A 13,885-nucleotide genomic window follows, 5' to 3' on the forward strand; every position below is an offset into this window, starting at 1 on the left:
AAAGAGTAGAGAAATGACGTATTCAATTACGAAAGCAGAACAGGAACTGCAGTCCAGACGCGAAGGGCTTAACCTGCGCTGGTATCCCCGTTACCACCTCGCTGCGCGTGCTGGCTGGATGAACGACCCGAATGGCCTGGTCTGGTTTGACGGCTGGTATCACGCCTTTTATCAGCATCATCCATATTCGACCCAGTGGGGGCCGATGCACTGGGGCCATGCGCGAAGCAAAGATTTAGTTAACTGGGAGCACCTCCCGGTTGCGCTGGCACCGGAAGGACCAGACGACAAGGACGGCTGTTTTTCTGGCTCAGCGGTGGTCGATGGCGACATGCTGGCGCTGATCTACACCGGCCACAAATTCCACGGCGATCCCGGCGATGAGGCGAATCTCTACCAGGTTCAGTGCCTGGCAACCAGCCGAGACGGCATCCAGTTTGTGCGGCACGGGACCGTCATTGACACACCGCCCGGACTGCATCACTTCCGCGATCCGAAAGTATGGCGTGAAGGGGAGTGGTGGTACATGGTCGTTGGTGCGCGGGAGGGTGATACGGGCCAGGTGCGTGCGTACCGGTCTGCCGATCTGCGCGAGTGGCAGGACATGGGCGTGCTCGCAGTGGCTGAAAAAGAGATGGGCTATATGTGGGAATGTCCGGACTTTTTCACCCTCAATGGTAAACGCGTGCTGATGTTTTCGCCTCAGGGGCTGGCGGCAGAGGGATTCAAAAATCGTAATCTTTTCCAGAGTGGCTACCTGCTGGGCGAGTGGCAGCCCGGCAAACCTTTCGTGCGTGAAGGAGAATTTGTGGAGATGGATCGCGGACATGATTTCTATGCGCCACAAAGTTTCCTCACGCCTGACGGCCGCCGCATCGTTATCGGCTGGCTGGACATGTGGGAATCGCCCCTGCCGGAACAGCAGGATGGCTGGGCAGGCATGCTCTCCTTACCGCGCGAGCTGACGCTTAGTGTGGATAACCGCCTGCAAATGCGGCCGGCCAGAGAAGTTGAAACCCTGCGCGGGGCGTGGTTCCCCTGGCCGATAAGTACGCTTAATAACCAGCAGATGACGCTGGTTGAACACTGCGATGCGATGGAGGTCATTCTGCAATGGGATTGCGCGAATAGCAGCGCGGAGCAATACGGCATTCGTCTCGGCGACGGGCTACACCTCTATGTTGATGCACAGATGCAGCGCCTGGTGCTGGAGCGACACTATCCACAGTATGGCCTGTGCGGTACCCGAAGCGTTGCGCTTAACCTAAACGACGCGCTCAGCCTGCGCCTGTTCTTTGATAGCTCGTCTGTGGAAGTGTTTGTTAACGAGGGTGAGGCGTGCCTCAGCAGCCGTATTTATCCTGATGCAGACTGCCGCGAGCTGGCGTTGTTTGCCTGGACGGGGGGAGCGTCGCTTATCCAAGGTGGGGCCTGGCAGTTAGAATAAAAGGCTTATGTCATTTCTGACCTGTGTATCGGGTAAGACTGGCAAATGAATCAGGCGAGGGCAGTCACCTGATTGATTTGATCAAGTGTTCAACCCGATACGCGGCCCACTTGGCCCTATAATATGCGCCATAGCCGATTACACCCGCGGCCACAACACCGCCAACCACCCAAAGCCCGACCTTAATGTATCAATCATCATATAATCTTTCAGAATAATTGAAAAAAACGCCCATCTGTTAAGGGCGGCTTTAGCAATACATTAAAGACTGACAATCACGAATCTTACTTACTGCTGCCTTATCTATTAGACTTCGCTTTAAAGTCTTTTAAGAAAGAGGGACGTCATTTTTTGAGTTGTGAGTTAACTACTATTTCATTTTCAACAGTCAGCGAAAGCGTATAGCCTTGTTTCTTCCATACTCCATTATTAGGTTTCCAGCCTTTAGCAAGCAGATATTCCGCACTATCAGGGATAGGTTTATTCATGACATGATCGGCTTCCTGAGTGATGTTATTCACTTTTGGTGTTTTGATATTGCATTGCCCCGCTGCATCCATCACTTGTGTACAGCCTTTAGGTAAACCATGCGCTGATTGTGCTTTCTGTACTGGATAGAGCGCTTGCGCGTTTTCCATTGCTTGCTTTTCAACTGAAGCGTTTATAGTCGCTTGCCTGTTTTGTTGAGCAATGTAGCAAGCATCACGGCTAATACCTTGAGCTTTACAATCTGCCATACGTTGAGCCTGTGAAGTACAACCCGCTAATGCGGAAACAGCTAAAGCTACTGTCATCAATTTGTTCATATGTTCTACACCGTTATTTAAATTTTGGAGCTTTACTCGCCTCTACTTGTTCTTCTGTTGTATCTCTCCACATTGTTGAAGAGAAGAAGCTATAAACTAATTTAGCTTCATCAGCAGAAACTAAGGCTTTTTTAACCTGGTTAGCATTCTTAGCCGCTACAATTACGATAGGGTGATTGCTAAGGGTGCACGTAATACCATTACTGGTGCTGTATTCATCGTGCTTATCAACGTTATTCCCCTGACTACAATGAGCAATAGTATTAGCTAATTTGCCAGTTTCAATATTACGGTCTACAACCATCACCATTTTAATTAGATAATCCCCTTAATCTTAGCAATTTTTACTGCAGAGATTATATAAACTATCCAAACCCTTATACCTGATCTTTTAAAGTAAGTCATATCAATACCGTATCAGCACCGTATCAACACAGATGAGTTTATATGCTCCTATAGAGCTAAGGGCAATCTCTTCACACTCGCTAGCCTTAATATTAAAACTTCGTTCTTTGATACGCTGTATAACCGTCAGGCGTAGAAGTTGTATAACTAGCCTGTTGCGATCTTATAATCTAACCCATTGAGCATACATTAGACCTATAAAGATCCCCGTAGCCACTAAGGCTAATGCCACTATAGCGGAGAATAAAATATATTTTGTCATGTTCAATATCATCAGAATAATTAAATTAAGTCAGCCAGCCAGGCAGAAACCACAGAGTTAGTTTGTAGTGTGATCGGTGCTTTACTGTTTTTTATTTTAAAACGCGTAATGAAACCCTCTAATGAAGAGGCCAGAATGAAAAGCTTTACTTAGTAACCGAAAGACACGCCAGCCCCGTAAGTAGCTCCTCCGAAGGAACCTGCACCAACAGAAGCTTTAGTGACGATATGATCGGTAATACGAGCTGAGATCCCGATAGCAACAGCACCTTGAGAGTCATAACCGCCAACGCCCGCACCGATAGCAAAAGCCTGAGAATCTGTTACTTGTGGGATGTTGCTCATCGCAGCAACAGAAGCAACACCAACAGCAGCACGTTTACGGTTGTTATCTACATCATCCTTAAGATTCCGGAAGTTGTTATTACTTTCATTTTCTAATGCTGTAATACGCTCTTCATGATTATTCAGTTGTGCGCTGTGATTCTGAATAGTGGTTTCTTGTGCTTGTTGACGCGACTGAACGTTAGCTACAGCAGCTTTGTTAACAGCAGCCACGGTAGCGGCATCTGCGGCTTGTTGTTGAGCATATACGCCTGCAGAGTAGGCTACATCAGCCTTATTTTGTGCAGAGTTAGCTACCGTAGTTGCAGTGTTAGCAACGTTAGTAGCATCATCAATCAAGCCATTTTGAACAGCATCAGTAGTAGCCTGTTTAGTGGCTGTATCACGCTGATCCTGAATGATGTTTGCAACATCAGTTTGACGTTGTTTGATCTCGTTATCCAGTGAAGCTACTTCAGCTTTACCCGTTTTCAGATCGTCGATAGAAGCGATGTTAGTTTTAACACCATCAATGGCCGCTTGTGCTTTATCATCGGTTTGTTGCAAAGCGCCGTTAGTGAGATTGATTTGATGGGCTAACGCATTATCAGCTCCCTGGCGTGAATTTACTTCACCTTGCAATTCCAAATAATTGCTTTGTACGTTGGATTTTACGCCATCAATAGCGGCTTGTGCTTGATCATCTATACGTTTGATATTATCCGTTGTAGATTGAGCGGTAGCATTCAGATCACCGCGCAGAATAGAAATATCAGAGGTGTTTTTTCCAGTATCAGCCTGGAGATTAAGAATATCTGAATTTGTTTTATCCAGATCGTATTGTACATTCTCTTGAGCAGTTACAATGATGCCTTGACCTGTAGCCTGATCTTGCAAGAAAAGATTAACTTGCGCAGCATGAGCATTACCCATAACAGCACCGAATACAGAACCAAACACGATAACAGCCAAAGTCGTTTTATCACCAGCATTAACGGTAGTTTTCATTTAAAAGCTCTCATCACATTAATAAATTAGGTTATTTCGCTTTCCTGGCGGGAAGATATGTCACCCTGACATATCCAGGTAATTCCATGTAAGTTACAGTGATTTATGTTTAAACACTTATTTCGTAACGTGTAGTAACTATCTTGTAATACATAAATTTGAATATTGACCTGGATCACTAAAAGAACGGAAAGCTAAAATGCCCTTATGTGAAACATATTAAATAAACCTAATAAATACATATAGATATGAAATGACGCATTAAATACAACTCACACCAGTCCATCGAAAATACATTAATTATATTTATGTGTTTTGTCCGTAAAACGTTCAAATAAAGCCCATTCAGTAAAGTTAATTAATGTATTTATGAAAGTATATTCTTTCCGAAATATTTATTGGTTTTGAATGAAAGTATGTTTTCATGTGGGGAAAAATATTTTTAATCGACAATAAAACAGTGTTTTGATTGCTATAAATCAGTGATTGAAATGTTGAAAAAGATGATGTTTTTATTTTTCTTGATTAGAAAATTAGATTGATAAGATTACAAAAAAGATTGTTAGCAGCAGGTGCATCACCTGGTGGTGGAGTATTATCGCGAGAGTGGCGACAGGTAATGTATTGCTGTAATCCGCCAGCTCAGAAGAAGTGTTGTCAGACGCAGGAAGCCACGATAGAGGGAAGGGCGTAAGGAACGATAAAGAATCCAGATAAATAGGTTTGTGAAGCCGCCTTCAATGGTGCTGTTGAGGCGGGGGAAATCCGGCATTTTTAGTGTTTGGTGTTTGGTGTTTGGTGTTTGGTGTTTGGTGTGTGGTGCTGTGAGCCACAACGTGGGACACAGGCTGGCACACAGAGCATTTTTTAAGGTTGAGTCTTTGGCTTCCCGCTGGCATGATCCAGAACAGGGATTAACGGGACGTTAATCGCAACCTTATGATTTTGTTTTATTTGACTCGGGGTGCCCTTCTTTGTGAAGGCTGAGAAATACCCGTATTACCTGATCTGGATAATGCCAGCGTAGGGAAGTCAGATGCCTTCCCGGTCATCGCTTCTTCACGCAAGGCAGGAGCGAACCCATGCAGCCTGACCTGCTCGATTTACACGTTTTACACCACTTCCGAACCCGTTCTCCGCTGACCCACTGTATGACCAACGATGTCGTACAGACCTTCACGGCCAACGTTTTGCTGGCGCTTGGCGCATCACCTGCGATGGTGATTGAGGCCGAAGAGGCTGAACAGTTTGCCGGCATCGCCGATGCGCTGCTGATTAACGTTGGTACGCTGACCTCGCCGCGTGCCCAGGCGATGCGTCGGGCAATTGAAAGCGCGGTGGCTGCAGGCAAGCCCTGGACGCTGGACCCGGTTGCCGCGGGTGCCCTGACGTTCCGCACCCGTTTTTGCCATCAAATCCTTGCCCTGAAACCGGCTGCCATTCGCGGCAATGCCTCCGAAATTCTTGCCCTTGCCGGAATGAGCGCGGGCGGGCGCGGCGTTGATTCAACCGATACCGCAGCCAGCGCGGTGCCCGCTGCACAGGCGCTGGCGCGCCAGACCAATGCCGTTGTGGTCGTCACCGGTGAGGTGGATTACATCACTGACGGGCAACGCACCCGCACGGTAACGGGCGGCGATCCGCTGATGACGCGCGTAGTGGGAACCGGATGCGCGCTTTCTGCCGTTGTGGCGGCGAGCTGCTCGCTGCCGGGCGACCGGATGGATAACGTGGCTGCCGCCTGCGGATGGATGAAGCGAGCCGGAACGGTGGCCGTTGCGCAGTCACGTGGCCCGGGCAGTTTTGCCAGCGCGTTCCTGGATGCGCTCTATACGCTGGAGGAGCAGGCATGAAGCGGATTAACGCCCTGACCATTGCCGGCACCGATCCCAGCGGCGGCGCGGGTATCCAGGCCGATCTCAAAACCTTCTCGGCCCTTGGCGCGTACGGCTGCTCGGTCATTACCGCGCTGGTGGCGCAAAACACGCGCGGCGTGCAGTCGGTCTACCGTATCGAGCCGGATTTTGTTGCCGCGCAGCTGGATTCAGTGTTCAGCGACGTGCGCATCGACACCACCAAGATCGGCATGCTGGCCGAGACGGACATTGTGGAAGCGGTGGCCGAGCGGCTTAAGCGCTATCAGGTGCAAAACGTGGTGCTGGATACCGTCATGCTGGCAAAAAGCGGCGACCCGCTGCTCTCCGCTTCCGCCGTCGAGACGCTGCGCAATAAGCTGTTGCCGCAGGTGGCGCTTATCACGCCCAATCTGCCGGAGGCCGCCGCGCTGCTGGGCACATCGCATGCGCAAACTGAACGCGAGATGAAAGCGCAGGGAAACGCGCTGCTGGCGATGGGCTGCGGGGCGGTGCTGATGAAGGGGGGGCATCTGGATGACGCGGAAAGCCCGGACTGGCTCTTCACCCGCGACGGCGAAGTGCGCTTTACCGCGCCGCGCGTGCAGACCAAAAACACCCACGGCACGGGTTGTACGCTTTCGGCCGCGCTGGCGGCGCTGCGCCCGCGGCATGACGGCTGGGCCGATACGGTGCGCGAAGCGAAAACCTGGCTCTCGGCGGCGCTGGCAAAAGCCGATACTCTGGAAGTGGGTCACGGTATTGGGCCGGTTCATCATTTTCATGCATGGTGGTAACCCAGTATACTGGCAGGAAACACCACGCCTGAGAAAACAGAGATGGAACAAGCGCATACCCGGTTAATCGCTCAACTGAATGAACGGATCGCCGCGCCTGACAACACGCCGCTGTACCTGAAATTTGCCGAAACGGTAAAAAACGCGGTGCGCAGCGGAGTGCTGGAGCACGGGAATATTTTGCCCGGCGAGCGCGATCTGAGCCAGTTAACCGGCGTGTCGCGCATCACCGTGCGAAAGGCGATGCAGGCGCTGGAGGAAGAGGGCGTGGTGACGCGTTCCCGTGGCTATGGCACACAAATCAACAACATCTTTGAATATTCGCTGAAAGAGGCGCGCGGCTTTTCCCAGCAGGTGGTGCTGCGCGGCCAAAAACCTAATACGCTGTGGGTCAACAAGCGGGTGGTGAAGTGCCCGGAAGAGGTCGCAAACCACCTGTCGATCCCGCCGGACAGCGAGGTCTTTTTGCTGAAGCGCATTCGCTATGTGGATGACGATGCGGTGTCGATTGAAGAGTCCTGGGTGCCGGTTGGGCTCATTCCCGATCCGGATGCGATTGGCATTTCGCTGTACGACTACTTCCGCAGTCAGAATATTTTCCCGCAGCGCACCCGTTCACGGGTTAGCGCCCGCATGCCCGACAGCGAGTTTCAGGCGCACATTAAGATGGACGAAAAAATACCGGTGCTGGTGATCAAGCAGGTCGCGCTTGACCAACAGCACCGGCCGATTGAGTACAGCATCAGCTACTGTCGTAGCGATCTATACGTCTTTGTGTGCGAGGAGTAATTCCTCTCGAGTCGGTGCGCAGTCCCCGCCGCGGTGGCTGACTACCCAGGACGCCACGGCATTCCCCAGCAGAACGGCATCTGCCAGTGACCATCCCGCCGCCAGGCCGGCAAGCGTGCCGCCCGCGTGGCTGTCGCCTGCGCCAATGGTGTCCACAACCGTGGCCGGGAACGGCGGAACAATGCCCGAGGCGTCACCGTCATACCATGCGGCGCCGTCTTTATCATGCCGCATAATCAGCGCGGCGCCGAAGCGATGCTGCCACTCCACATCCAGGTTTTCAGTCGCGACACCCAGTCGTTCAGCTGCGATCTCCGCTTCCTGACGATTAAGCGAGACGACCGGCCTGCAGGCCATAATCCGCGCCATCAGCGCGTCGGGAATATCCGCGATGCGGGGGCCGAAATCGATAAAGGCCGTCACGTCCTGCAACCCCTCCAGCCAGCGTGTCAGCAGCTCGCCGCACGACGAGGCGAGCTGATAGCCGGATAAATAGACCAGGCTGTTCGACGGAATGTTGAGCACATCAAGCCAGCGCTGCTGCCACTGGTTCTCCACGCCGCTAAAGGACATAAAGGTGCGCTCGCCGTCTGGCTCCACCAGCGCCAGGCACCAGCCGTTATCGCCGGTTTCGGCCTCCACGGCGCTGTGCAGATCCTGCTTCGCCATGGCGTTGCGGATAATATCCGCCCAGATGCCGTGACCGACGGGAAGGGCGTTTTGCGACGCAATACCGAGCCGTTTCAGGGCGATGGCAATGTTCAGCGCGCAGCCGCCTATATTCACGCCCTGCTGTTTGAGCTCGATATCGCACCCGCGCCAGGGCAGGGCGTAGGCGTCGGCGATGACGTCAATCACCGCCGCGCCCAGCACCGTCACCGGCCGCGCGGCGTGCAGGGTATCGAGACGTTGGGCAAATGAATTCATACGCCCTCCCTTTGCTCCCGGTAGTGCAGCAGTTTCTCGCAGTAGTGGCCGAAATCGAGCCGGTTAACGGCGTCGAGCTCGGCCTTCAGCGCCGGGTCAATGGCCTGGACGCCGCGGAGCGCGCCGCAGATGGCCGTCGCCATCGCGCCAATGGTGTCGGTATCGCCGCCCAGATTGGCGCATAAAATGGCGCAGCGGTTCGGGTCGGTTTCCGCCAGTTCGACCATCGCAATGGCCGCCGGGACGGACTCAATGGTGCTGGTTCCAGCCCCCACGAGCTGATACACCTGCTCGCTGGCGGACTCAACCCCGTTGGCTTCCCGTACGGTCTTAAGCGCCAGCTCAATACGTGCCGCCAGCGACGCGCTGAAGGTGGTGGTTTTCGCCTCCTGCGCATAGCGGGCGATACCCGGCAGGGCATCGACGATGTTCTGCCAGCTTTCGCCGTCGACGGCGCGCGAAACCGCCCAGGCAATCACCACCGCGCCGGCAATGGCGAGGTCGGATTTATGGGTCGGGCTGGAGGCCAGCGCCACCTGCTCAACAAAGTGTTCCAGACGCGTAGCCGGAAGCAGGCAGCCCAGCGGGGAGGCGCGCATCGCCGCCCCGTTAGTCACGCCGTTGTTGTCCAGTTCGCTAACCGGCTTGCCGTCGCGAATCGCGTTAAGCGCGATTTTGGAGGTCGGGCCGAGCACGTTCTTATTAAACGCGTCGAAATCGAGCGCCCAGTTCAGGATATGCTTGCCGATAACGTCCGCGTTAATCTCCCCGTCGCACTCGATGAGCGCGTCCGCCAGGCACAGCGCCATTGAGGTATCGTCGGTGAACTCTGCCTGTTTGAAATAGCAGGCCGCATTATTCTCTGCCGGGCCGGGTAAAAAGCGGTCGATCCAGCCGAAGTGCGCTTTGACGCGCTTTCTCGGCCACAGCTCCGACGGCATGCCCATCGCATCCCCTAACGCCTGCCCGTAAAGGGCACCGAGAACACGTTCTTGTTTCATTTAACTTCCCCTTGTGTCAGCGCGGCATCGCCATCAACCACCGCAATGGCGGCGATCTCTTTATCCGATTCGCGGAAAAACAGCATAAACAGCACGGCAATCACGGCAATCATGATTGCACCAAACGTCCACATTCCGGCCCAGTTGAAGGTCAGCCCATTCACCGGCTCTTTGTATGCGAACATTTTTTCCATCATCACGCCGCCCAGGCGGTAACCCAGCAGGCTCCCAAAGCCCTGACAGCAGAGCGTAATCAGGCCCTGCGCGGCGGTACGCATATGCACCGGCGCTTTTTTGTCCACGTAGATGTACGCGGTGACGTAGTAGAAGTCGTAGCTCACGCCGTGCAGCAGAATGCCGAGGAACAGCAGGGCGTAGGTGAAGTATTGTTCCGCTCCGCCGTAAACAAAGAACCCATAGCGGATGGCGGCGGTAATCAGACCCAGCAGTAAGACCTTCTTAATACCAAAGCGTTTGGTAAAGAACGGCAGGGCGAGCATAAAGAAGATTTCGGAGAACTGGCCAAGCGTCATCCAGCCGGTGGCGTTTTTCATCCCCACTTCGGTGAGGTAGCCGTTGGCGAAGATGTAATAGAAGGCCAGCGGCATGGCGAACAGGAACGAGCAGAAGAAGAACACCAGGAAGTTTCTGTCGCGCAGCAGGATCAGCGCGTCCAGCCCCAGCATCACTTTGAAATCCAGCTTGCCGGTACTTTTCGGCGGCGTATTCGGCAGGAACAGGGCAAAGACGCCGAGCAGGGCGGAGCTGGCTGCCGTCATCAGCAGCGGGATATTGGTATCGGAAATATCGCTGTAGCCCAGCATCTGCGGCAGGAACCCGCACGCCAGCCCGGAGGCGATCCAGCCGATAGTGCCCATCACGCGGATACGCGGGAAATCGGCCTCGACGTCGTCCACGTTGGCAAAGGCAATACTGTTGGTCAGCGCGATGGTCGGCATATAGGTCAGGGAGTAAACCAAAAGCAGCGGGAAGAAGGTGCTGAACTGGGTTTGCTGCGCGGCGAAGTACATCAGAATGGCTCCGGCGAACATCAGCACTGACAGCACTTTCTGCGCGGCGAAGAAGCGGTCCGTCAGCGAGCCGACCAGAATCGGCGAGAGGATCGCGGCAATGGCGGTACAGGCGTAAGACCAGCCGATTTCCCCGGCGGTAAAACCGCTTTTGCTCAGCCACAGCCACAGCGGCACAAACCATGCGCCCCAGATAAACCATTCAACAAACATCATGAATGACAGTTGGACTTTCGTTTTCATTTTTTAATCCTGCATGTCAGAGAGGGTACGCCTTTAACATACCACTCAATAATACCTTTTAAATACCTTTGTGGCGATTGTTTGATCAATGTAACAGTTTTGTTGTACACGAATCGAGCCAGCAGATTGTGCTGAAAAAAAAAGCAAAGAGTGGAAAATCTGTTAAGTCGGTACCAGGCTTAGTCTGCCCATAAAAGATGGGACTGGATAAACACACACCGACACGACGTCGGACTTACGGGAGTATCACATGACTGATATTGCGCAGTTGCTTGGCAAAGACGCCGACAGCCTTTTACAGCATCGTTGTATGACCATTCCAGCCGACCAGCTGTATCTGCCTGGTCACGACTACGTTGACCGCGTGATGATCGATAACAACCGTCCGCCTGCGGTCCTGCGAAATATGCAGACGCTTTACAACACCGGGCGGCTCGGCGGCACCGGGTATCTCTCTATCCTGCCGGTGGACCAGGGCGTTGAGCACTCTGCGGGCGCCTCTTTTGCGGCGAATCCGCTCTATTTCGATCCGAAGAACATTGTTGAGCTGGCGATTGAAGCGGGCTGTAACTGCGTGGCGTCTACCTACGGCGTGCTGGCCTCGGTTTCGCGTCGCTATGCTCACCGCATTCCGTTCCTCGTGAAGCTGAACCATAACGAAACTCTTAGCTACCCAACCGAATATGACCAGACCCTCTACGCCAGCGTCGAGCAGGCGTTCAACATGGGCGCGGTGGCGGTAGGGGCGACGATTTACTTCGGCTCCGAACAGTCCCGCCGTCAGATTGAAGAGATCTCTGCGGCGTTTGAGCGCGCGCACGAGCTGGGCATGGTCACCGTACTGTGGGCATATCTGCGCAACAACGCGTTCAAGAAAGACGGCGTGGATTACCACGTGTCTGCCGACCTGACCGGGCAGGCGAACCACCTGGCGGCGACCATCGGCGCGGATATCGTGAAGCAGAAAATGGCCGAGAATAACGGCGGCTACAAAGCGGTGAACTTTGGCTACACCGACGATCGCGTTTACAGCAAGCTGACCAGCGATAACCCGATCGACCTGGTGCGCTACCAGCTGGCGAACTGCTACATGGGCCGTGCGGGGCTGATCAACTCCGGCGGCGCGGCGGGCGGTGATACCGACCTGTCAGACGCGGTGCGTACGGCGGTGATCAACAAACGTGCGGGCGGCATGGGGCTGATCCTTGGCCGCAAGGCGTTCAAGAAATCGATGGCCGACGGCGTGAAGCTGATCAATGCGGTTCAGGACGTCTATCTGGATAGCAAAGTCACGATTGCCTGACGGCTCCATCTCCCTCTCCCGGTGGGAGAGGGCATCATCGCGCACCGTGCGAAACATCAGCGCAAAAGCACGCAGTCCGGCGGCAGCCGACACTGTAGCGCACCGGGCAACACCTCAATGCGGAACTGCGTCCCGCTCAGCGGCTCTCCGTCGAGGTTAAAGGTCATCCCGTGGGGAGCATTCACTTCAAACCACGCCGATTTCCCGGCGATGATATTTGGGCTCTCTTCCGGCTGCGTCAGCGTGGTAAACAGCGCGGGCAGCAGGCCGTCGCCCGTGAAAATACGCAGCTGGAGCTGACCGTCATTAATCAGCGCCTCCGGGCAGAGCTGCTGTCCGCCGCCCGCCTGACGCCCGTTGCCAATCCCAATCACCAGCGCGTCACCCTGCCACTGAAAATCCTCGCCGCGAATTTCGCAGCGGTCAGGCTTGAGGGTGTCCATGCGCATCAGGCCGTGGATCAGGTACGACACGCCGCCCAGCGCCGCCTTCAGTTTTTCCGGCGTTTCGCTGGTGATGCGCGTGCCAAACCCGCCGGTCGCCATATTGATAAAGCAGGTTTTATCATTCACCTGCGCGATATCCACAGCGGTGGCCTTGCCGAGGATCGCCAGCTGAAGCGCCTTCTCCAGCTCTTCCGGGATCCCGGCGCTGGTGGCAAAATCATTGGCTGTGCCGAGCGGTAAAATGCCCATCACCGGCCGGTCTGCTGTGGGCAGGTTGATAAGCGCAGAGGCGATCTCATTGATGGTACCATCGCCGCCGCCGGAAATGATGGTGCTGACGCCAAGCCCGAGGGCTTCATTGATATAGCGTGCCGCGTCGCCTTTTTCCCACGTCACCCTGACGTGAATGCGCGCGCCGTCGTCACGCAAACCCTGAATTGCCTGACGCAACGGATCGTTGCCTGCGCTTTTGCCATTGAGAATCAATAAACTGTCTGGATAGGTTGCCATCCGCGCTGCTCCCTTTTTTAGCGTTAGTAAGAGTGTATAGCAGAGAGGAAAAAAGCGGGTAAGAACAGGATGAAAGGGAAAAATAATCCCGCGTAAAAAGGGGCTCCTTTACAACGAAAGATGTGCCCCGTGTTGTTGACTCTTTAAACGGCTTTCGCTCAAAGGATTCTTACCGTCAGCGTTTGAGTCCTGCAATTTACTTTGCCTCTATTTTCAACTGTTTACGCCACACCCGATTATGTAGCGTTAGCGCAATTGAACGGTAAAAGACTGACGTATTCATCCACACGATATTCAGGCAGAAAAATCCCAACCCTAATAATGAGGTTATTTGTGGTGTGTAATTTTCTACAGAGCCGAATAAAAGCGAAATCCACGTCCAGATAAAGTAAACGATGCTCATCAAGCCAGTCAGTGTAATAACGGAAATATGCAGTTTATATCCCGTAAGGGACCCTCGGGCAGTTAAAAACATCGTGCTCATCACAACCATGCAATACACCACTGCTGCAAGGAATACTCCCATCATTACCTTAAACTCAGGTAAGCCGAGCAGGCGAAATAGCAACATCCAGACAGAAATTTGTAGCATAGCGTAGCAAAAAATAGTGAGTAAGCTACTTATTGCTAAGGGAATACCTGTCATATGTACACCCACAGGAACACCGAACTGACTTTTTAAGCGATCTTTCAATGATTCAAGCCGTTGGCAATCGTCAGTCGCCATTTCACCT

At 53.4% G+C, this 13,885-nt stretch carries 13 protein-coding genes and 1 riboswitch; of the genes, 5 read left to right on the forward strand and 8 right to left on the reverse strand.

Annotated elements, in window-relative coordinates; all coding sequences use genetic code 11:
- Window positions 1-13: 13 nt before the first annotated feature.
- The gene (locus tag ACOTZB_RS13550; protein ID WP_421627407.1) at window positions 14-1,447 is read left to right on the forward strand and encodes a glycoside hydrolase family 32 protein; all 1,434 of its coding nucleotides are present in this window, start codon (window positions 14-16) and stop codon (window positions 1,445-1,447) included.
- 344 nt (window positions 1,448-1,791) lie between these two features.
- Here ACOTZB_RS13550 and ACOTZB_RS13555 read toward each other — a convergent pair whose 3' ends face one another.
- The 3 genes from ACOTZB_RS13555 to ACOTZB_RS13565 all read right to left on the reverse strand — a co-directional run bounded on the left by ACOTZB_RS13555 (window position 1,792) and on the right by ACOTZB_RS13565 (window position 4,251).
- Window positions 1,792-2,253 (reverse strand): hypothetical protein, encoded by a 462-nt coding sequence (locus tag ACOTZB_RS13555; RefSeq protein WP_421627408.1) that lies wholly within the window; start codon window positions 2,251-2,253, stop codon window positions 1,792-1,794.
- A 13-nt stretch (window positions 2,254-2,266) separates the two neighbouring features.
- Window positions 2,267-2,563, reverse strand: coding sequence for a DUF2000 family protein (locus ACOTZB_RS13560; RefSeq protein WP_421627410.1), 297 nt, complete (start codon window positions 2,561-2,563; stop codon window positions 2,267-2,269).
- A 506-nt stretch (window positions 2,564-3,069) separates the two neighbouring features.
- Window positions 3,070-4,251 (reverse strand): YadA C-terminal domain-containing protein, encoded by a 1,182-nt coding sequence (locus ACOTZB_RS13565; RefSeq protein ID WP_421627412.1) that lies wholly within the window; start codon window positions 4,249-4,251, stop codon window positions 3,070-3,072.
- Between the two features lie 950 nt (window positions 4,252-5,201).
- A riboswitch (TPP riboswitch) is annotated at window positions 5,202-5,298 on the forward strand.
- 35 nt (window positions 5,299-5,333) lie between these two features.
- Here ACOTZB_RS13565 and thiM point away from each other — a divergent pair.
- From thiM to ACOTZB_RS13580, 3 genes are read left to right on the forward strand one after another with little or no spacing between them, the layout of a single operon-like run.
- Complete coding sequence (gene thiM, locus ACOTZB_RS13570; RefSeq protein WP_421627414.1) at window positions 5,334-6,104, forward strand: hydroxyethylthiazole kinase; 771 nt, start codon at window positions 5,334-5,336, stop codon at window positions 6,102-6,104.
- Complete coding sequence (thiD, locus tag ACOTZB_RS13575; RefSeq protein ID WP_421627415.1) at window positions 6,101-6,901, forward strand: bifunctional hydroxymethylpyrimidine kinase/phosphomethylpyrimidine kinase; 801 nt, start codon at window positions 6,101-6,103, stop codon at window positions 6,899-6,901. The genes thiM and thiD overlap by 4 nt, the downstream gene beginning before the upstream one ends.
- A gap of 42 nt (window positions 6,902-6,943) precedes the next feature.
- Entirely contained in the window at window positions 6,944-7,690 is a 747-nt protein-coding gene (locus ACOTZB_RS13580) for a GntR family transcriptional regulator (protein WP_023312428.1), read from the forward strand.
- On the opposite strand, the gene ACOTZB_RS13585 is transcribed toward ACOTZB_RS13580, so the two are convergent.
- From ACOTZB_RS13585 to ACOTZB_RS13595, 3 genes are read right to left on the reverse strand one after another with little or no spacing between them, the layout of a single operon-like run.
- The gene (locus ACOTZB_RS13585) at window positions 7,664-8,617 is read right to left on the reverse strand and encodes a PfkB family carbohydrate kinase (protein WP_421627416.1); all 954 of its coding nucleotides are present in this window, start codon (window positions 8,615-8,617) and stop codon (window positions 7,664-7,666) included. The two genes, ACOTZB_RS13580 and ACOTZB_RS13585, sit on opposite strands and share 27 nt — an antisense overlap.
- On the reverse strand, window positions 8,614-9,618 hold the full coding sequence (locus tag ACOTZB_RS13590; protein WP_421627418.1) for an ADP-ribosylglycohydrolase family protein: 1,005 nt from the start codon (window positions 9,616-9,618) through the stop codon (window positions 8,614-8,616). Before ACOTZB_RS13590 ends, ACOTZB_RS13585 begins: the two co-directional genes overlap by 4 nt.
- Entirely contained in the window at window positions 9,615-10,892 is a 1,278-nt protein-coding gene (locus ACOTZB_RS13595; RefSeq protein ID WP_033145997.1) for a nucleoside permease, read from the reverse strand. The genes ACOTZB_RS13590 and ACOTZB_RS13595 overlap by 4 nt, the downstream gene beginning before the upstream one ends.
- Before the next feature lie 250 nt (window positions 10,893-11,142).
- On the opposite strand from ACOTZB_RS13595, the gene fbaB reads away from it, so the two are divergent.
- Window positions 11,143-12,195 carry a class I fructose-bisphosphate aldolase gene (gene fbaB, locus ACOTZB_RS13600; protein WP_023312424.1) on the forward strand — a complete coding sequence of 351 codons (1,053 nt, stop codon included), beginning with the start codon at window positions 11,143-11,145 and terminating at the stop codon, window positions 12,193-12,195.
- A 56-nt stretch (window positions 12,196-12,251) separates the two neighbouring features.
- On the opposite strand, the gene yegS is transcribed toward fbaB, so the two are convergent.
- Window positions 12,252-13,151, reverse strand: a complete 900-nt coding sequence (gene yegS / locus ACOTZB_RS13605; protein ID WP_421627420.1) for a lipid kinase YegS — start codon at window positions 13,149-13,151, stop codon at window positions 12,252-12,254.
- Window positions 13,152-13,347: 196 nt separating this feature from the next.
- The gene (locus ACOTZB_RS13610) at window positions 13,348-13,878 is read right to left on the reverse strand and encodes a hypothetical protein (RefSeq protein ID WP_421627422.1); all 531 of its coding nucleotides are present in this window, start codon (window positions 13,876-13,878) and stop codon (window positions 13,348-13,350) included.
- Between the last annotated feature and the right edge of the window lie 7 nt (window positions 13,879-13,885).

Origin of the sequence: Enterobacter cloacae complex sp. SHL020 (assembly GCF_049236945.1) — a bacterium.
GTDB lineage: Bacteria > Pseudomonadota > Gammaproteobacteria > Enterobacterales > Enterobacteriaceae > Enterobacter > Enterobacter dykesii.